This window comes from Priestia sp. TRN 1309 (genome assembly GCF_050846875.1).
Taxonomy (GTDB): Bacteria; Bacillota; Bacilli; order Bacillales; family Bacillaceae_H; genus Priestia; species Priestia zanthoxyli.
Genome location: NZ_JBOZGM010000005.1, coordinates 192,003 through 209,539 on the forward strand (window position 1 = coordinate 192,003; position 17,537 = coordinate 209,539).

Here is a 17,537-nt window from a genome sequence, read left to right on the forward strand (position 1 = left end):
AAATCTTCTTCAACGGATAGGATTTGCACTGTTTGCTTGCAAAGATGTCCCATCATCACTAGTAGCGTTTGCAGGGGATGCGGCCGCTCTCTTGCAGACCTGGCTCCTTCTCATTATGAGCTAGACACATGTAAGGACTGTCAGAAATGGAATGATGCTTCTTTTTTTAACCGTTCTCTTTATACGTACAGTGATTTTATGCAAAGCATAATAGAGCGTTTTAAATTTCAAGGAGACTATGAAATTATCCAAGCATTCAAGGAGGAGTGGTATAAGTTCTATAAAAAAGAATGTAACCCAAAAGCTATACTAGTTCCTGTACCTTTAACGGAGGAGAGATTATACGAAAGAGGGTTTAATCAATCTTTAGCACTAGCTGAACTGATCAGTGACAACATAGAAATGCCTCTTGTTCGTTGTTCAGGAACAAAGCAATCAAAAAAAAATAGGCGAAGTCGGCTGACAGAAAGGCTGGAATTTAAAGTAGTTGACTCCTCAATGGTTACGAATCAAGAATTTCTCTTGATTGATGACATTTATACAACAGGAGCAACCGTGCGCCAAGCGGCAAAGTGTTTGCAGGAAGCTGGGGCACGTTCAGTTCGTTCGCTCACCTTAATTCGTGCATGAAGATGTATAATTTAAAACTTTGACCGATAGTAAAATAAAAAACAAATGAGGAGTTTCGAATATGGGAACGTTAGATAATTGCAGGGAATGCGGTCATTTATTTGTGAAAATTGGATCAATAAATATATGTAAATCATGTTTTGACAAAGAAGAAGCTCTGTTTCAACGTGTTTCTTCATTCTTGAAGAAAAGAGCAAATCGTACAGCAACGACTTACGAAGTGATGAAAGAAACGGGCGTTTCAGATTTGTTAATTCATCAATTTATTCGACAAGGTCGCTTAGTGTTAGCTAACTTTCCAAATATAAGCTATCCATGCATGCAATGCAACGCTCAGATTCGGGAAGGGAAACTTTGCCATTCATGCTCTCAAGAAATTAAACATGGGTTAGAAAAGCATAATCGTGAGATGATTCGTTCAAATGAAGAGCCCACGCGTCCCACCTATCGTTCTAACGAAAGAAAAAAAGAGTAAAAGTATGCTGAATGTTTGCAGACTCTCTATCTATAGACCTATGTTTAAGGTGGACTGTGAAAATGGTCTCAACTTCCTTGCGGATGCTAAAGGTTTAGGTGGAAATTCCGATATAATGAATAGAGATAACGGATACAAATATAAAAAGAGGTGAGAGAGATGAAGATTAACCCATCGAACTTATTTGGAATAAATCCGTACAAAAAACAATCAGAAAAAACAGAACAGGTCTCTAAAAAAAATCCACAAGATCAGATTCATATTTCACCTGAGGCGAAGAAACTTCAGGGAAATGAACCATCTCCAGAAAGACTTGAAAAATTGGAGAAGCTCAAACAGCAAATTAACAACGGAACATACGAAATTAACGGAAAAGAAATTGCTAAAAGTATTGTAGATTTCTATAAAAAATAAAAGGACTGACATTGATTGAACGTGCAAGAAATTCAAACGATACTAGAAAAACAAGTAACGCTTCATAAAAGTTTGTCTGTCATTGTTAAAGAGAAAACGAATTTTATTATTAAACAAGATGTAAAGGCATTGACGGCTTCTTTGCAAAAAGAGCAATCTCATATAGCTGCTATTTCTGCACTGGAAACAAAACGTATAGAAGCAATGGAAAAAGTCGGACATACTGCTCGCTCCATTGAAGAAATAGCAGGCTCATTCTCTGAATACTCCATCTTGATACCCTTTCAAAAACAGCTAATAGATATCATTCAAGATATAAAGTATGCAAATGACTTAAACAATCAGCTGCTCACACAGTCTTTACAGTTGATTCATACCGAACTAGACCTTCTTGTTCCATCGAAGCGAGAGGATTCGTTCAATTACACAAAAACAAATAATAGATCGTTTCAGTCCAACTCTATTTTTAATTCGAAGGCATAAAGAACGGAGGAAAGCAGAATGAGTTCAACATTTCATGGTTTGCAGGTGGCTAAACGAGGAATGGACGCCCAACAAGCGGCTCTTTACACGATTGGCCATAACGTATCTAATGCAAATACGCCGGGCTATACGCGTCAGCGAGTAAGTTTAGAAACGTTCCCAGCTTATCCGGCCCCAGGGATGAATCAGACTGGGACTGCGGGTCAAATAGGAATGGGAGTAGAAGCCAGCACGGTAGAGCGAATACGTGATACATTTTTAGATACCCAGTATCGAGATGAAACCATTAAAGTGGGGTATTGGGATGCACGCGCTGGTGCTCTTGAAAAAATGGAGGAAATTATGAATGAACCTACTGAAGATGGACTTTCAGCTGTTTTTAATCAATTCTTTGAGGCCATTCAAGATGTAGCTTCACACCCTTCAGAAGCAGGAGCCAGGTCTGTTATGATTGAACGAGCTGAAGCAGTAGGCGATACTTTCTCTTATTTATCTACTTCTTTAAAAACGATTCAAGGTGATTTACAAAACGAGCGTGACGTAGCCGTAACACAAGTAAATTCGTTGCTAGAGCAAATAAATAATGTGAACCAACAAATACAAAACGTAGAACCAAATGGCTATTTACCTAATGATTTGTATGATGAAAGAGATCGGCTGCTAGATGAGATTTCTAAATTTATGCCGGTTTCTTTAGAGTATACAAAAAGCAGCGGGAACGCTTCTGCAACGTCAGAAGGAGTGGTAACGGTTCAGCTTCAAACGTCTCAAGGACCTATTACTCTTTTAGATGGGAAAACTCATCAAATAAATACCATCAGTTTGACAACAAATCAAGATTCCTATGTGACGGGCATTCATATAGGGGATGAGATACGGAAACCTGAGTCATTTCCTCAAGGAAAACTTAAAGGGTTAATTGAGGCTTCTGGATATATAGATAATAGTGGTAATAGAACTGGTGTTTACGCTTCAATGATTGATGATTTAGATGAAATGGCATATGAATTTGTGAACTGGTTTAATGATAAGCACGAACAAGGTGTCACGCTAGATGGTGAGAATGGTGTGTCCTTTTTTAATGAGATTTCTCAAAAAGAAGGAGCTGCAACTGGAATTGTTATTGCTGATAAAATCAAACAAAACACAAATAATATCGCTGCTGCTTCTTCGGCCTCTTCTGAAGATGATGGAACTGGCCGCAAAGGAGATGGACAAAATGCTCAGCTGTTGTCTCAATTTCGTCAAAAGGTGCTTATTAATTCCGGAAACGGAGCTGTTTCATTAGATGGATTTTATCAATCTGTCATTGGCCAAATGTCAGTAGATGCCCAACAAGCCAACCGCTTAAAAAGTAATTCAGAAACTCTCCAAGGAGCTGTGGAGCAAAGGCGCCAGTCTACCAGTGCAGTTTCATTGGATGAAGAGATGACCAATATGATTCAGTTTCAGCATGCATATAACGCTAGTGCCCGTATGGTGACGATGATTGATGAAATGCTTGATAAAATTGTAAACGGTCTTGGAACTGGAGGAAGGTAAAGATGCGTGTCACACAAGGAATGTTAGCGGCTAATTCGTTAAAACAGATTAGCAATAGCTATAATAAGCTGGAAACCCTTCAAAACCAATTATCAACGGGAAAGAAAATTACTCGTCCTTCCGATGACCCGGTAGTCGCTACGAAAGGAATGGCGTATCGGTCTAATCTTTCTGAAGTAAATCAATATAAACGTAATTTAACAGAAGCTCAGTCTTGGTTTGATAGTTCAGAATCAGGACTTGAACAAGTCAATTCCATTCTTCAGCGCACTAAAGAGCTGGTCGTGCAAGGGTTAAACGGTACGAATGAAAGTGATGACCGACAAGCGATTGCACGTGAAATTGAACAGTTAAAGCTGGATTATATGCAAGTCGGCAATACGCAGGTGGCAGGAAACTATATCTTTAACGGTGTAAATGTAGGAGCGCCACCTGTTAGTGAGGACGCAAGTGGTACAATCAAGTCAACTATTAACCTAGATCCTTTTTCAGTTGAGGTATCAAAAGGTATCCAGCTGAGAGTCAATATTCATCCTGAAAACATCTTTGGACAAGGTGCATTCGACTTAATGAACAATGTTCAAACAGCTTTTGAACAAAACGATGTAAACTCACTAAAAGATCTTTCTACACAGGTAGACACGCAGCTGTCTACGCTATTAGCGGAGCGATCTGAATTGGGAGCAAGGAGCAATCGGCTTGAGCTGATCGAAAACCGCCTTGATTCACAGGAAATTACGGCTACTAAGATGCTTTCAAATAATGAAGATGCAGATATTGAAAAAGTCATTACGGATTTAACCGTACAAGAAAGCGTGCATCGTGCTGCTTTGGGAGTAGGGGCTCAAATTATTCAGCCTACGCTGCTAGATTTCTTGCGTTAAAAAGCTCCTTCTACACAGAAGGAGCTTTTTTATAATGAAAAAAGATAACAAGAAAAAATTAATTAGCAAAGGTGTGATGAGATGAAAATTTCCACAAGCTATCATGGAGATATAGAAATAGATAATCAGCAAACACTGACATTTAATCAAGGGATTCCAGGTTTTTTGGAAGAAACTGAATTTGTTATTTTACCACTTCCGGAAGCCGAAGCTTTCCAAGTTCTGCAGTCTACTCAAACCAAAGAATTAGCTTTTATTATCACGGATCCATTTCAGTTTTTTTTAGATTATGATTTTCAACTAGAACCTCAGGAAATCGAAAAGCTTCAATTACAACAAGCGGAAGATGCAGCTGTTTACGTATTGCTTACGATGTCAGATTCTGTGGAAAAGATAACGGCTAATTTGCAGGCTCCTGTTATTATTAATACAAAGCAACAGCTTGCTAAGCAAGTGATTTTAATGAATACAGCTTACGAAACGAAGCACAGGTTATTTGAGTAAGAGGAATAGATAAGGAGTGAGTCTATGCTTGTTTTAACACGAAAGTTACATGAAACAATCAAAATAGGTGATGAAATTGAAGTGACCGTCCTTGCAGTTAATGGTGATCAAGTAAAGTTAGGAATTCAAGCTCCAAAGTCTGTAGATATTCATAGACAAGAGATTTATGAAGAAATACGTAACGAAAATAAAAGTGCTTCTCAAATTACATTACATGCTATTGATATGCTGAAACAATTACCGAAAAAGAAATAAAACAATCAGATTGAAAATAATTAAAAATATACCGTATAAATAATATCTAAATCGGGAAAGATAAACATATAGTATTCCCCACTATGTCTTAAGCCTTTCTCTTTAAGAGAAGGCTTCTTTTTTATCAAAAAATTGAACTGAATTTCTGTTTTTTTCCTTTTTATCGTGTATCATTAAATTTATTAAGTATAATTCAAATAAATTTAACAAAAGAGGAGAAGAGTAAATGAGTGATGTTCAAGAGTATCATGATTTATTAAAAGAAGCCGAAGATGTGGTTGTCAGTGCTTTAGCTGATACGATGGATTTATATGGTGTTACACCTTCAGTAGGAAGGCTGTATGGCATGCTTTATTTTATGGATGAACCTGTTACATTAGATCAAATGAGTGAAGAATTGGGTATGAGTAAACCAACGATGAGTACATCTATTCGTTCACTGCAAAATATTGACATGGTCCACAAAGTGTGGAAAAAAGGTGTTCGAAAAGACTTATATGAAGCAGAAAAAGATTTTTCTAAGTCCTTTTTTTCATTTTTCTGTAAGAAGTGGCAAAGAGAAATTTCAGTTAATTTAGAGGCAATCGAAGAAGCGGAAAACAAGCTGCAGATTCTTTTAAATGATGAAGATGTACCTGAGGAGATCGCAGTAAAAGCAAAGCGTAATTTAGCGCAGATTATAGAGTCCAAACATTATTATCATTTCTTGAAAAAAGTAGTGAAAGTTTTTGACGACCGAAGAATCATCGATATTTTAAATGAAGAATTAGCGAAAGAGTAACATAAAAAAGGCTGTTGAAAAATCAACAGCCTTTTATCATTTTTATACGGTTAATGGTGTAGTTTCAAAACAGCGGTTATAAATCCATTCGTAACTTTTTACAGTTAAATCACGAGGATTCCCAACTGTTTGAGGATCATTAAATGCTTCTTGCGCTAAGCGAGAAACCGCTTCTTTTGGAACACCTTGTTCTTCTAAAGAAGGGATTTGTACATCTTTAACTAATTGATATACTTCACGAACAGCTGCTTGAGCTGCTTCTTCAAGTGTTAGTTCATGTGTATTAACCCCTAGAGCTTGAGCTATGCGCGCAAATTTCTCAGGCTCACCCATCCAGTTATACTCCATTACAGGACCTAGCATTGCTGCTACGCAAGGGCCATGGGCAATTGGATAAATGCCTCCTAATGTTTGAGCCATCGCGTGAGCTGCTCCTGCAGATTCACTTCCATATGAAAGGCCAGCAAGCATAGCTGCATGCGCCATTCCATAGCGTGCTTCGATATCCTGTCCATTTGCAACTGCACGTCGTAAGTATTTTCCAACGTATTCAATAGCCAATAAAGCAACAGAGTCTGTCATTGGTTGCGCAAAGTGGCATGTATAACACTCAATTGCATGAGCTAATGCGTCAATTCCTGTACCGGCCGTAATATGTGAAGGCATAGATACGTGCAGTTCTGGATCAATAATTGTTAAGTGAGCAGCAATTAAAGGTCCACCTGTATTAAACTTAAACTCACGAACAGGATCCGTAATGACGGCCCATTGTGTGACTTCGCTTCCTGTACCCGCAGTTGTAGGGATTGTTGTTAAAGGAGGGATACGTTTTGTTAAAGGTTTTTTTCCTTCAGCTGCTTCATAATCTAAGACGGGAGCATTATGAGCTACTTCTACACCAATAGCTTTTGCCGTATCCATTGAACTTCCGCCTCCAACAGCTACTAGTCCGTTGCATCCATTTTCCTTGTACATTTTTGTGCCGTCTGCTACTACGTGAATAGAAGGGTTGGCTTCTACTTGGTCAAATAGAATAACGTCTACGTCCGCTTCTTTTAAACTAGCGATTACGGGATCTGCTAAACCTACTTTTTTTACACCAGGATCTGTTACTAATAAAACTTTAGACACACCTAGGTTTTTTACTTCCTCTCCAGTATGTTTTACAGCACCAATTCCATGTTTTACAACCGTTGGCATCTCAAAACTTTTTAAACGTTCCATTCTTTCAAATCGCATAAACATCTTTAAATTCCCCCTTAATTTTTATTGAAACCAGCGCATTGGCTGTGGATTTGTATTGGTATAAATATGTTTAATTTCCGTATACTCTTCTAGACCGATATGGCTAAGCTCTCTTCCAATCCCAGATTGCTTATAACCTCCCCAAGGAGCCTGCGGGAAGTAGGGATGATAATCGTTAATCCAAGTTGTTCCCATACGGAGTGCTTTCACTACACGTTCAGCTCGGTTCATATCACTTGTCCAAACAGCTCCAGCTAATCCATAGATCGTATCGTTAGCAAGTGCGACTGCTTCTTCTTCAGTACTGAAGCGCTCAATTGTCATAATCGGACCAAATGACTCTTCTTGGACAACTTTCATGTCTCCATGACAGTTTGTAAAAATAGTTGGTTCGATAAATAATCCTTTTTGTAAAGAATCCTGAGTTGGACGCTTGCCTCCTAAAACAAGAGAAGCACCTTCTTGTTTCCCTAGCTCAATATAATGTTCCACTTTAGCTAGATGTTCTTTTGAGATAACGGGTCCCATTTGAGTGGCTTCGTCCATGCCGTCCCCTAGCTTAATTTTTTTGGCTTGTTCAATAACTGCTGAAACAAATTTATCGTGAATATCATCTTGAACGAGTAATCTCGCACCAGCTGAACAAACTTGACCAGCATGAAAGAAGACCGCATTTAATGCATAGTCAACCGCAGTGTCAAAGTCAGCGTCAGCAAAGACGATATTCGGATTTTTCCCTCCGAGTTCAAGAGCAATTTTTTTAAAGTTGCCTGCGGCAGCCTGCATGACTTTACGTCCAGATACTCCGCCACCTGTAAAGGAAACTAAATCTACTAAGTGACTCTCTGCCATTTCTTGTCCAACGGTCGCACCTGGACCGAGCACAATGTTAATGACGCCTGCTGGAAAGCCAACTCTTTCAAAAATTTTCATCATATGAATAGTTGTTAAAGGGGTGATTTCGCTTGGTTTAATAACAATTGTGTTCCCAGCAGCAAGTGCGGGAGCCAATTTCCAAGAGGCTTGCAATAACGGGTAATTCCAAGGAGTAATTTGACTGCACACGCCTACAGGCTCACGGACAACGCGGCTAACAGAATCGGGATTAGGTGACTCAATCATCTGTCCGCCATCTTTATCTGCTAATCCAGCATAGTATTGAAAGACATCAGCAATTCCATCCATGTCTGCTAGGCTTTCAACGAGGGTTTTTCCGGTATTTAAGGTTTCAAGCTTTGCTAGTTCCTCGCGATCATTGCGAATTTCTTCCGCTACTTTAAATAACAAAGAACCTCTTTCGGCCGCTGTAAATTTAGACCATTCACCTGCATCAAAAGCTTTTCTAGCTGATTCAATGGCTTCTATGGCATCAGCACGATTTCCTTCTGTAACGACAGCGATAACCTCTTGATTAAAGGGGTTTATAATTTCTCTTTTCTCGCCGCTACGTGCTTCAACCCATTGGCCGTTTATGTGCATTTTCTCAAGCATAAGTGTTTGTTCCAATAGCATCGACCTCCAAATAATAGAATTTGTTAAATTTATATTTAACGTTCTTAACAATTTGAATTATAGCATCGGCCATTTAATTTAGTCAAATCCAAAAACTTTAAATGTTCTGAATTTAAATTGATTTTCTTCTCTATTAAGAGCTGATTATTCGGATATTAAGAAAAAATTTAACAAAAAGTAATTAAAAAATACTGATTGCTATGTCCCTTGATACAAAAGGTTTTTTTATGTATGAGCTATGAGAATATTATTCTTTTTTTATATGAAAACCCTTAAACTTTTTTGACAATATCCTAAACATTCAGATATATTAACCATAGTACGATATCTGCTTGCATACAAACCTTGAGAAACAAAGGATTTTGAATGTGGAAATTAAGAAAGGAGTTTAGAGAGAAGATGAAAATAATTATGAATTTTTAGCTGAATAATAAAATAAGTCAATTTAAATTATTTTAATATAATTATATAAACGTAATTTCTCCCCCTCGTATTGGTATTTATAATCCAACTATTTATAGTTTATTCTAAAAAAATCTATTTTTAGGTTTAATTGTATGCTGGTAGGAAAAAGGAATAGAGGACAGTTATGTCTTTAGATTTCTTTATCAATTTAAAGGATGTGAGACGATGCAAAATGCTAAAAAGCCATTTCGTTCAGACACACAACAAGCCAGGCCTGAAAAGTCGAATGAGACTTCTGACTTTTCAGGGAAATCAAACAGAAACAACCGTCTACTAACCCCCTTATGGACAACTATTATAGGATTTTTCATCTTTATGGTTGTCGCATTTATCTATTCTCTCTATAATCCAGATCTCTATTGGCCAGGCCTCATTTTAATGTTCATTATGTATGGTGTTATTTACTTTATTGGTGCTCGAGCTGCTGCAAGTAAAAAAGGAAAATCAGATGATATGCTTGTTGCGGGAAGATCTATGCCGCTATGGATTTCAATGTTCACAATGACCGCTACTTGGGTAGGTGGAGGGTATATTGCTGGAACGGCCGAAACTGTTTATTCCTCAGGACTGACTTGGACGCAAGCGCCATGGTGTTATTCAATCAGCTTAATTTTAGGCGGTATCTTTTTTGCTAGAAAGATGAGAAGGTTTGAGTTTATGACAATGCTCGATCCTCTAGAATCTCGTTTCGGTAAGAAAATGGCTACGGTTCTTTATTTTCCAGCTATATTAGGAGAGCTGTTTTGGAGCGCAGCTATCTTAACTGCTTTAGGAACAACATTCGGTGTGATTTTAGGCCTCAGTTTTTCAATTTCCATCATTCTTTCCGCACTTATTGCCATTGCATACACCGTGATTGGCGGCTTGTGGGCAGTAGCACATACCGATATCTTACAGCTTTCTATTATGTTTTTAGGATTATTTCTGGTGCTTCCTTTTGCATTTTCGAATACGGGAGGGGTGGGAGCCGTTTTTTCTACTTATTCAGAAGGTATGACTGGTTCTCTTCATTTATTTCCTCCATTAAAAGGCTGGGAAGATCCAAAATGGGGAAATACATATTGGCAATGGTGGGATAGCACATTTTTACTTATTTTTGGTGGTATTCCATGGCAGATTTATTTTCAGCGCGTGTTATCTGCTAAAAATGAAAAAGCAGCAATGTGGCTATCTATTACAGCCGGCATTTTTTGCGCTCTAGCGGCCTTGCCTCCAACTTTAATAGGAATGATTGGTTACAGTGCGGACTGGTCTTCATTTGGAGCGTCAAGCCCTGAGAGCGCGTCTATGATTTTAACATACGTATTTAAATATCTAACGCCTGATTTAGTAGGAGCGATTGCGCTTGGAGGACTAGCTGCTGCCGTCATGGCTGCAGTAGCGGCTTCGTTACTTTCAGCTTCGGGAATGGCAGCTTGGAACGTGTATCGTCCGATTGTAAAACCAAATGCGACACAGGCGCAGTTAGATAAAGTTATTAAACGTTCTATCATTATCATTGGAACTGGAGCAACTTTAATTGCTTTAAACTCTGAGAGTGTCTACTCCTTATGGTATTTATCAGGGGACCTAGTGTATTGTATTCTTTTTCCACAATTGGTTTGCGCTTTGTTCTTTAAAGGAGCAAACTGGTACGGATCTTTGGCTGGATTCATTGTGTCTCTTGTTCTTCGAATCGGTGGAGGGGAACCGCTGCTTCATTTAAAAGCGCTGCTTCCGTATCCGATGATAGAAGACGGGGTGGTCATGTTTCCATTTCGTACATTTGCGATGGTAGGCGGGTTGTTAACTATTTTTATTGTTTCTTACGCAACGCGACGTATTTGCCCTCCTCAGCCGCTTCGAAACCTTCATCGTGACATATCGGTTGAGAAATAATCAAAAACAAAATAAAAAAAGCCGCAGATGCGGCTTTTTTTATTTTGCAATATTTTCTGACTCGGAAAATTGATCGTCAGGTCGCTTGTTATTTGTTTTTTTGATGAACGAGTATGAAAGAAGAACAACAGCGGTTAATCCAAGAGTTAAGAAAAACTGTGAGCGCATCGAATCAATAAATGCCATTGATAAGAAGATCACGGTAATAACAGCAATTGTTACGTATGTTAAATACGGGAACAACCACATTTTCATTCCTTTAATTGGCTGGTTGGCTTGAATCATTTTCTTACGCAGGCGTAAATGCGAAATAGCGATAGCTAAGTACACAATAAGAGCAATGGCTCCTGATGCGTTAACTAAGAATAAAAAGAGTTTATCCGGCGAAACGAAGCTAAAGATAGCACATACATATGCGGCAGCTGTGCTAATCCATACGGCTCTTGCCGGCACGCCTGATTTGCTTACCTTTGCTAAAGCACGAGGAGCTTGTCCTTTTTGAGCTAATGATAAAATCATTCGCGAGTTCGTATATAAAGCAGAGTTTAAGCAAGACAAAACGGATACTAATACGACTAAATTCATAATTTGTGCAGCCGCTGGAATGTTGACCATTTCTAACATTGTTACGTACGGACTTTTTAGTAAATCAGCTGAGTTCCAAGGTAAAAGAGTTACTAAAATAGCAACTGAACCAATATAGAAAATTAAAATTCGCCATACGACACTGCGAATAGCAGTTGTAATAGCTTTTGCTGGATTTTCTGATTCACTAGCTGCAATAGCCGCAATTTCAGCTCCAAAATAAGAGAAAATAACGGTAATAACTCCTAAAAAGATAGAGTTCGTACCTTTTGGCATAAAGCCTCCGTGCCCCGTTAAATTAGCTAAACCAGGTGAAGATGTACCTGGGATTAATCCGAAAATAATAGCTAAACCGATTCCCATAAAAGCAACGATTGCCACAATTTTAATCATAGCAAACCAATATTCAAATTCTCCAAATGATTTGACAGAGAATAAGTTTGTTAAGGTTAATGCAAAGGTTAAGATTAAGCTTAAAAGCCAAATTGGTACGGAAGGGAGCCATTCATGAACAATTGCTCCTCCTGCAGTGGCTTCAATCGCAATTACAATTAGCCAGAAAAACCAGTAAAGCCATCCAACAGCATAACCTGCCCACGGGCCAATTCCTTGCTGAGCATATGTCGCGAATGAACCTTTATCTGGATTTACCATAGCCATTTCACCGAGCATACGCATTAATAGAACGACTAACAGTCCGGCTGCTGCATATGAAACTACTGCTGCTGGGCCTGTTGCGTTAATAACGGATCCGCTTCCTACAAACAAGCCGGCCCCGATAATACCTGCAATGGAAATCATGGAAACGTGACGTTGCTTTAACTTTCCGTGTGATTCTGTTTTGTTTCCCATCGTATTCACTCCTTTAAAATTATCGAAAGACTATTAGAAAATAAAGTAAATTCTGAAAATATAAATAGAAATTCCTCCCCTTACCTTTATAATAAGCAAGAAGTGTGCCAATTATCAAATTCCTATAAAAATCGACTTTAAGTTACTAAAATCGACGCATTTTAAGTCGAAAAAGACTCGTTTTATTCACTATAGACTTATTCGCCATTTGGGATGTCGAGTATATACGTACATTTTATACAAGTTTTCGACATACATCTTATTTATCTTGTATGATAAAAGATAAATCGGTATTATGTTCCAAGAAGAATGTTTGAAAGGGTGCGTGTGTTTGAGAAAATTTATAGCTGTTATTTTTCTATTTATTATCCTTTTATTTGGGTTGTATTTTTTCGTTAGTCCAGTTAGAAATGTTGAAAAGCTTGATCAGACTGCTTCATTATCTTCACTAGCACAAGAAAAGTCCGCTCGTGCGACGTCGCTAGAACTGAACGGAGGCTCCCCTATTTTAGGCTACCGATTGAGCGAGAGCGATGTTAACGATTATTTGCGCAGCTACCTTTATGAAAATGATGAAACGGTTGAGGGAGCAGAAGCGGAGTTGCTTCCGGAACATATAAAATTTTATATTAATAAACATGTAGTATCTTTTATGGAATCACAGTTTGTAGTTGATGTAACACCAAATGCCGAGAATGGAAAGCTTGTTTTGAAGGTGAATAGTGTGCATTTAGGAAGAATGCCGATTCCGAGGTCTCTTGTATGGGATCGCTTAAATATTAACGAGTCTTCTGATGTCACGGTCGATAAAGAAATGAATGAAATTACTCTGCTCAATAATTTGCCAGATTCCATTTCGTTTGAGCAAGCAGATACAACGGATGAATATATAAATTTATCTGCCTCTGTAACCATTGATTCGTTACGAGATATTATAAATCTAGCACCATACCTTATTCCTAAGGATATTCAAAGGAATTTATCCCAAAAACTGAACTTGTTTGGCCAATAATAAAAAGCTCACTTATTGTAAAAAAATAAGTGAGCTTTTTCTATCTTGCACCCTTTGACCTATGAAAAAAATGTTCGTTTTACCGATACAAAATAGAGAAGTGGTGAACCTATGAACGAATAGGGAGATTCGAAAAAATATACTTATATTTTATGGCTAGCAGTTGATGGATAGATGAATAAAAAAACGGTGGTGATGGTAAGTGGTAAGAGTAAGTGGATTAGCAAGTGGGATGGATATTGATCAAATCGTCAGTGATTTAATGAAGGCTGAACGAATGCCTATTGATAAGATGAAAAAACAAAAGCAAACGTTAGAGTGGCAGCGCGACGATTATCGCTCTATGAATTTGCTGTTATCAGACTTTAATAATCTTGCTTTTAATATGACCTTGCAGTCTTCTTATTCGTCCAAAACGGTATCTTCAGCAGATGAAACAAAAGTAAAAGCATCAGCTACTTCCTCAGCAGGAAATGCGTCTTATACCCTTTCAAACGTGACAATGGCGACTGCTGCGCAGAGTATTAGCGCTAACAGTATTGCTTCTAGTATTGATCCAACAAAAAGCTTGTGGTCTCAAAGAGATTCAATCCAAACAGCTTCAAGTGTGTGGACTGAGAAAACGGTGGAACAAGCGGCTATAACGTTAAGTGCTGATACTAGCACAATAAAATTAGCTAAGGGTTCTGTTTCTGCTGTAAATAAGGATATAGGCACTTTATCTGTTACCACTGATGGTACAAGTAAAGCGTATACCATAAAAATAGGAACAAAGGTGGAAACATTAGGCTCTGATGAAGTTTTCATTAACGAAGACACAGGTGAAATGACGTTTGGTACAACATTAACAAGCGGCAGCACAATTGAAGCGTTCTCGTATCAGCAAAATGTGCTGCACTTTTCTATGACAACTTATGATAGTACAGGCAAAGCAACAGGAAATATTCAAGATGGGGGAAGTACGCCATTTGAATTTGACGGTTCCACCTCATTAAACACCCTTCTCACACAAATCAGTAATTCAAAAGTAGGCATTTCAGCTTTTTTTGATGAAGGAACGAATAAAGTTGTCATGACTCGTAAAGATACGGGGAATTTATCTTCTATCGACAGTCCAGATGGACCCAATATGGTTTTTTCAGGAGAATTTTTGACGGGATTCCTGCAGCTTGCCGGTGATGCGAAAGGAACAGACGCAAAATTTACGCTAAACGGTCTAGAAACAACTCGTAAGTCTAATACATTTACAACGGGAGGCGTTACCTATACCCTTCAAAATAATTTCACAGGAGATGTGCGCGTTAACGTAAGCAATGATACGCAAAAAGTATTTGATACAATCAAAGATTTTGTGACTAAATATAATGAGCTGATTGAGAAAATTAATGGAAAGATTACCGAAGAAAGAGACCGAAACTATCAGCCTTTGACGGATCAAGAAAGAGAAAAGCTAACGGACAAACAAGCTGAGCAGTGGGATGATAAAGCAAAAAGCGGTTTGTTAAAAGGAGACACAATTTTATCAAGCGGGCTGAATCAAATGCGTTCTAACTGGTATGCCTCTGTATCAGGAGTGAGCGGAGCATTTTCACAGCTAACGGACATCGGTATTTCAACTAGCGCAAACTATAGTGATCGAGGCAAGCTAGTGATTGAAGGTGACGGGACTAAATTAAAAGAAGCAATTGAAAAAGACCCGCAGTCTGTTATGGATTTATTTATGAAAAGTGGAAGTACAACAAGTGAAAAAGGGATTGTACGACGTTTACGAGATACGATTACTCAAACCGTATCCAAAGTTGAGCAGCGCGCTGGCCGTTCAACATGGACAAGTGAACAATTTTTGCTTGGGCGGAATTTAAAAAGCGTAAACAGCCAAATTACTAGTTTTGAAAGCAGGCTCACACAAGTAGAGGACCGGTATTATCGTCAGTTTACAGCAATGGAGAAAGCCATTCAAAATGCAAATGCTCAAAGCGCGCAGTTATCGCAATATTTTAGTTAAGAAGGAGTGAACGTTTATGGCAGCAAATAATCCATATCAAGCGTATCAGCAGGGAGCTGTTCAGACTGCCTCTCCAGGAGAGTTAACGCTTATGCTGTATAACGGGTGTTTGAAATTTATCAAACTTGCACGAACAGGCATACAGGAAAAAAATATTGAGCTAAAAAATACGAATTTGTTAAAAGCACAAAATATTATTCAAGAATTAATGATTACCCTTGATACAAAAGTGCAAGTTGCTAAGTCTATGATGACTATGTATGACTATATCAACCAGTGTTTAATTGAAGCGAACACAAAAAATGACATAGAGAGCTTGGATGAAGCCGAACAATATGTAACAGAGTTCCGCGATACGTGGAAGCAAGTTGTGCAGCTTCACCGCCAGCAAGTCCATGGAAGCGGCGGCCAAGCATAAATATGATAAACGAACTGTATCAGATAACTGACGAGATTTACCGACTTACTCAAATATTTTCTGACAAAAATCGAGAAGAGGACATTCAGAAATTAGAGTATCTTCTATTAAAAAGACGTGACCTCATGGAGAAGCTGCCGCCAAAAAGTAGAGATCATGAATGGATGGGTAAGAAAATTGTCGAAATGAATAAGACGATTGATCAAAATCTGATCTTCATCCGGCATCGAATCATGGAAGATCTCCGTTTGCTAAAAGTGAAAAAAAAGCATAATAACAGCTATGTAAACCCTTACGAAATGAAATCGTTTGATGGGATGTTTTACGATAAAAAAAATTAATTTTGCGTAAAAAATACAACCCTTCTTCTTATGAAGAAGGTCTATTTTTTTGGTTTTTTCATAAACTTTTCTCAGGTTCCAAAAATTTTCACTAAATTTTCTAAAAATTTTAATAGTTTAGGAAGGGATTGTGTCGGGTATTGTAGAATTGTAGAGGTATAGCAATGGATTAAAGGAGGAGTTCGAACATGATGTATAACATTCGCGGTGAAAACATTGAGGTGACTCCAGCAATTAGGGAATACGTAGAGAAAAAGCTTGGTAAGTTAGAGCGTTATTTCGACGAGACACCAACTGCTGACGTAAATGTAAACTTAAAAGTCTACAATAACGATCAAAAAATAGAAGTCACAATCCCAATGAATGATCTCGTATTGAGAGCTGAAGAGACCCACAGTGATTTATACGCAGCTGTCGATCTTGTCCTAGATAAATTAGAGCGTCAAATTCGTAAACATAAAACAAAAGTGAATCGAAAAATGCGTGAAAAAGGTGCTGAGAAGTATCTATTTGCAGCATTAGAAAGTGAAGCGAACGTAGCTGTTGCAACTGAAGAGGATGAATTAGAGCTAGTTCGTACAAAACGATTTAATTTAAAACCAATGGATAGCGAAGAGGCTATTTTACAAATGAATATGTTAGGACATAGTTTCTTTGTATTTACAAATGCTGAGACAAACATTACAAACGTTGTGTACCGAAGAAAAGATGGCCGATATGGATTGATTGAACCAAACTAAAGGTTACAGTCTTTCTTAAATAAGAGCAGTAAAATAAAAGCAGCGTGCTTCCGCACGCTGCTTTTTTAGCTGTTTAAAAAAATAGTTCCATAACTACATAGCGTGTAGAAGATTTGGTGAATACACGCGTGGTTTCTTTCATTTTGAATGCCTGATAAAAAGATACTTTATTTTCTCGTGCGTTACACCAGACCCTTCGTATCCCAAGATTCTTGAGTTTGAACAAAACCTCTTTTAGCAAATGACTGCCGTACCCTTTTCCTTGTTCTTCTTTGAGCGTAGCAAATTTCCGGAATTGAGCTTCATCACCTGTTATAAATAAGGAAACAACTGATTTTAACTCTCCTTTTTCAAACAGTCCATAGTGCATGCCTGATGGATCCTCTTTCAGCTGAACATAACTGAAATCTTTATGAGGCCACATGACGATATGTCGGACTTCCCAAGCTTGTTCTTTCGTAATCGTTTGAACGTTCATTCTACATTCCCCTTTTTTATTGTAAGAGTGAGGCAGGG

The 17,537-nt window shown here is 38.1% G+C and carries 19 protein-coding genes; 15 read left to right on the top strand and 4 right to left on the bottom strand.

Annotated elements, in window-relative coordinates; all coding sequences use genetic code 11:
* The first annotated feature begins 36 nt into the window (after positions 1 to 36).
* From ACRPLQ_RS20460 to cudC, 9 genes are all read left to right on the top strand, one after another.
* Positions 37 to 630 carry a ComF family protein gene (locus tag ACRPLQ_RS20460; RefSeq protein ID WP_321201865.1) on the top strand — a complete coding sequence of 198 codons (594 nt, stop codon included), beginning with the start codon at positions 37 to 39 and terminating at the stop codon, positions 628 to 630.
* A 61-nt stretch (positions 631 to 691) separates the two neighbouring features.
* Positions 692 to 1,105, top strand: a complete 414-nt coding sequence (locus ACRPLQ_RS20465; protein ID WP_048021753.1) for a TIGR03826 family flagellar region protein — start codon at positions 692 to 694, stop codon at positions 1,103 to 1,105.
* Between the two features lie 159 nt (positions 1,106 to 1,264).
* A complete protein-coding gene (gene flgM, locus ACRPLQ_RS20470) occupies positions 1,265 to 1,519 on the top strand; it encodes a flagellar biosynthesis anti-sigma factor FlgM (RefSeq protein ID WP_432236259.1) in 255 nt (84 codons plus the stop codon).
* Positions 1,520 to 1,540: 21 nt separating this feature from the next.
* A complete protein-coding gene (locus tag ACRPLQ_RS20475; RefSeq protein WP_321201868.1) occupies positions 1,541 to 2,002 on the top strand; it encodes a flagellar protein FlgN in 462 nt (153 codons plus the stop codon).
* A gap of 18 nt (positions 2,003 to 2,020) precedes the next feature.
* Positions 2,021 to 3,544, top strand: a complete 1,524-nt coding sequence (gene flgK / locus ACRPLQ_RS20480) for a flagellar hook-associated protein FlgK (RefSeq protein ID WP_154992153.1) — start codon at positions 2,021 to 2,023, stop codon at positions 3,542 to 3,544.
* 2 nt (positions 3,545 to 3,546) lie between these two features.
* Positions 3,547 to 4,428, top strand: coding sequence for a flagellar hook-associated protein FlgL (gene flgL, locus ACRPLQ_RS20485; RefSeq protein ID WP_034264317.1), 882 nt, complete (start codon positions 3,547 to 3,549; stop codon positions 4,426 to 4,428).
* Positions 4,429 to 4,509: 81 nt separating this feature from the next.
* Complete coding sequence (gene fliW / locus ACRPLQ_RS20490) at positions 4,510 to 4,932, top strand: flagellar assembly protein FliW (RefSeq protein WP_028412016.1); 423 nt, start codon at positions 4,510 to 4,512, stop codon at positions 4,930 to 4,932.
* 24 nt (positions 4,933 to 4,956) lie between these two features.
* Positions 4,957 to 5,187 carry a carbon storage regulator CsrA gene (gene csrA, locus ACRPLQ_RS20495; protein WP_029714345.1) on the top strand — a complete coding sequence of 77 codons (231 nt, stop codon included), beginning with the start codon at positions 4,957 to 4,959 and terminating at the stop codon, positions 5,185 to 5,187.
* 226 nt (positions 5,188 to 5,413) lie between these two features.
* Positions 5,414 to 5,968 carry a choline uptake/conversion transcriptional regulator CudC gene (gene cudC, locus ACRPLQ_RS20500; RefSeq protein ID WP_028409671.1) on the top strand — a complete coding sequence of 185 codons (555 nt, stop codon included), beginning with the start codon at positions 5,414 to 5,416 and terminating at the stop codon, positions 5,966 to 5,968.
* Between the two features lie 42 nt (positions 5,969 to 6,010).
* Here cudC and ACRPLQ_RS20505 read toward each other — a convergent pair whose 3' ends face one another.
* Positions 6,011 to 7,213 (bottom strand): iron-containing alcohol dehydrogenase, encoded by a 1,203-nt coding sequence (locus tag ACRPLQ_RS20505; RefSeq protein WP_432236260.1) that lies wholly within the window; start codon positions 7,211 to 7,213, stop codon positions 6,011 to 6,013.
* Between the two features lie 21 nt (positions 7,214 to 7,234).
* Positions 7,235 to 8,725 carry a betaine-aldehyde dehydrogenase gene (gene betB / locus ACRPLQ_RS20510; protein ID WP_430078322.1) on the bottom strand — a complete coding sequence of 497 codons (1,491 nt, stop codon included), beginning with the start codon at positions 8,723 to 8,725 and terminating at the stop codon, positions 7,235 to 7,237.
* A gap of 630 nt (positions 8,726 to 9,355) precedes the next feature.
* On the opposite strand from betB, the gene ACRPLQ_RS20515 reads away from it, so the two are divergent.
* Positions 9,356 to 11,068, top strand: a complete 1,713-nt coding sequence (locus ACRPLQ_RS20515; RefSeq protein WP_028412019.1) for a sodium:solute symporter family protein — start codon at positions 9,356 to 9,358, stop codon at positions 11,066 to 11,068.
* Between the two features lie 39 nt (positions 11,069 to 11,107).
* Here the strand turns inward: ACRPLQ_RS20515 and ACRPLQ_RS20520 are convergent, their stop codons facing one another.
* Positions 11,108 to 12,505: an amino acid permease gene (locus ACRPLQ_RS20520; protein ID WP_028412020.1), complete on the bottom strand. Its 1,398-nt coding sequence runs from the start codon at positions 12,503 to 12,505 to the stop codon at positions 11,108 to 11,110.
* Between the two features lie 325 nt (positions 12,506 to 12,830).
* On the opposite strand from ACRPLQ_RS20520, the gene ACRPLQ_RS20525 reads away from it, so the two are divergent.
* The 5 genes from ACRPLQ_RS20525 (at position 12,831) to hpf (ending at position 17,021) form a co-directional block, all read left to right on the top strand.
* On the top strand, positions 12,831 to 13,517 hold the full coding sequence (locus ACRPLQ_RS20525; RefSeq protein ID WP_224980629.1) for a YpmS family protein: 687 nt from the start codon (positions 12,831 to 12,833) through the stop codon (positions 13,515 to 13,517).
* Between the two features lie 202 nt (positions 13,518 to 13,719).
* Positions 13,720 to 15,522: a flagellar filament capping protein FliD gene (gene fliD, locus ACRPLQ_RS20530; RefSeq protein ID WP_432236261.1), complete on the top strand. Its 1,803-nt coding sequence runs from the start codon at positions 13,720 to 13,722 to the stop codon at positions 15,520 to 15,522.
* 16 nt (positions 15,523 to 15,538) lie between these two features.
* The gene (gene fliS / locus ACRPLQ_RS20535) at positions 15,539 to 15,940 is read left to right on the top strand and encodes a flagellar export chaperone FliS (protein WP_432236262.1); all 402 of its coding nucleotides are present in this window, start codon (positions 15,539 to 15,541) and stop codon (positions 15,938 to 15,940) included.
* A 125-nt stretch (positions 15,941 to 16,065) separates the two neighbouring features.
* Entirely contained in the window at positions 16,066 to 16,281 is a 216-nt protein-coding gene (locus tag ACRPLQ_RS20540; protein WP_223546273.1) for a hypothetical protein, read from the top strand.
* 188 nt (positions 16,282 to 16,469) lie between these two features.
* The gene (hpf, locus tag ACRPLQ_RS20545) at positions 16,470 to 17,021 is read left to right on the top strand and encodes a ribosome hibernation-promoting factor, HPF/YfiA family (protein ID WP_013059750.1); all 552 of its coding nucleotides are present in this window, start codon (positions 16,470 to 16,472) and stop codon (positions 17,019 to 17,021) included.
* A gap of 73 nt (positions 17,022 to 17,094) precedes the next feature.
* Here hpf and ACRPLQ_RS20550 read toward each other — a convergent pair whose 3' ends face one another.
* Positions 17,095 to 17,499, bottom strand: a complete 405-nt coding sequence (locus tag ACRPLQ_RS20550; RefSeq protein WP_028412025.1) for a GNAT family N-acetyltransferase — start codon at positions 17,497 to 17,499, stop codon at positions 17,095 to 17,097.
* Between the last annotated feature and the right edge of the window lie 38 nt (positions 17,500 to 17,537).

What these genes read in the sequence shown, in the direction of transcription:
- cudC (WP_028409671.1), top strand. Translation starts at nt 5,414, where the DNA reads ATGAGTGATGTTCAAGAGTATCATGATTTATTAAAAGAAGCCGAAGAT.
- ACRPLQ_RS20540 (WP_223546273.1), top strand. Translation starts at nt 16,066, where the DNA reads ATGGAGAAGCTGCCGCCAAAAAGTAGAGATCATGAATGGATGGGTAAG.
- flgL (WP_034264317.1), top strand. Translation starts at nt 3,547, where the DNA reads ATGCGTGTCACACAAGGAATGTTAGCGGCTAATTCGTTAAAACAGATT.
- flgM (WP_432236259.1), top strand. Translation starts at nt 1,265, where the DNA reads ATGAAGATTAACCCATCGAACTTATTTGGAATAAATCCGTACAAAAAA.
- fliW (WP_028412016.1), top strand. Translation starts at nt 4,510, where the DNA reads ATGAAAATTTCCACAAGCTATCATGGAGATATAGAAATAGATAATCAG.
- hpf (WP_013059750.1), top strand. Translation starts at nt 16,470, where the DNA reads ATGATGTATAACATTCGCGGTGAAAACATTGAGGTGACTCCAGCAATT.
- betB (WP_430078322.1), bottom strand. Translation starts at nt 8,725, where the DNA reads ATGCTATTGGAACAAACACTTATGCTTGAGAAAATGCACATAAACGGC.
- flgK (WP_154992153.1), top strand. Translation starts at nt 2,021, where the DNA reads ATGAGTTCAACATTTCATGGTTTGCAGGTGGCTAAACGAGGAATGGAC.
- fliS (WP_432236262.1), top strand. Translation starts at nt 15,539, where the DNA reads ATGGCAGCAAATAATCCATATCAAGCGTATCAGCAGGGAGCTGTTCAG.
- csrA (WP_029714345.1), top strand. Translation starts at nt 4,957, where the DNA reads ATGCTTGTTTTAACACGAAAGTTACATGAAACAATCAAAATAGGTGAT.
- ACRPLQ_RS20515 (WP_028412019.1), top strand. Translation starts at nt 9,356, where the DNA reads ATGCAAAATGCTAAAAAGCCATTTCGTTCAGACACACAACAAGCCAGG.
- ACRPLQ_RS20520 (WP_028412020.1), bottom strand. Translation starts at nt 12,505, where the DNA reads ATGGGAAACAAAACAGAATCACACGGAAAGTTAAAGCAACGTCACGTT.
- ACRPLQ_RS20550 (WP_028412025.1), bottom strand. Translation starts at nt 17,499, where the DNA reads ATGAACGTTCAAACGATTACGAAAGAACAAGCTTGGGAAGTCCGACAT.
- ACRPLQ_RS20465 (WP_048021753.1), top strand. Translation starts at nt 692, where the DNA reads ATGGGAACGTTAGATAATTGCAGGGAATGCGGTCATTTATTTGTGAAA.
- ACRPLQ_RS20505 (WP_432236260.1), bottom strand. Translation starts at nt 7,213, where the DNA reads ATGTTTATGCGATTTGAAAGAATGGAACGTTTAAAAAGTTTTGAGATG.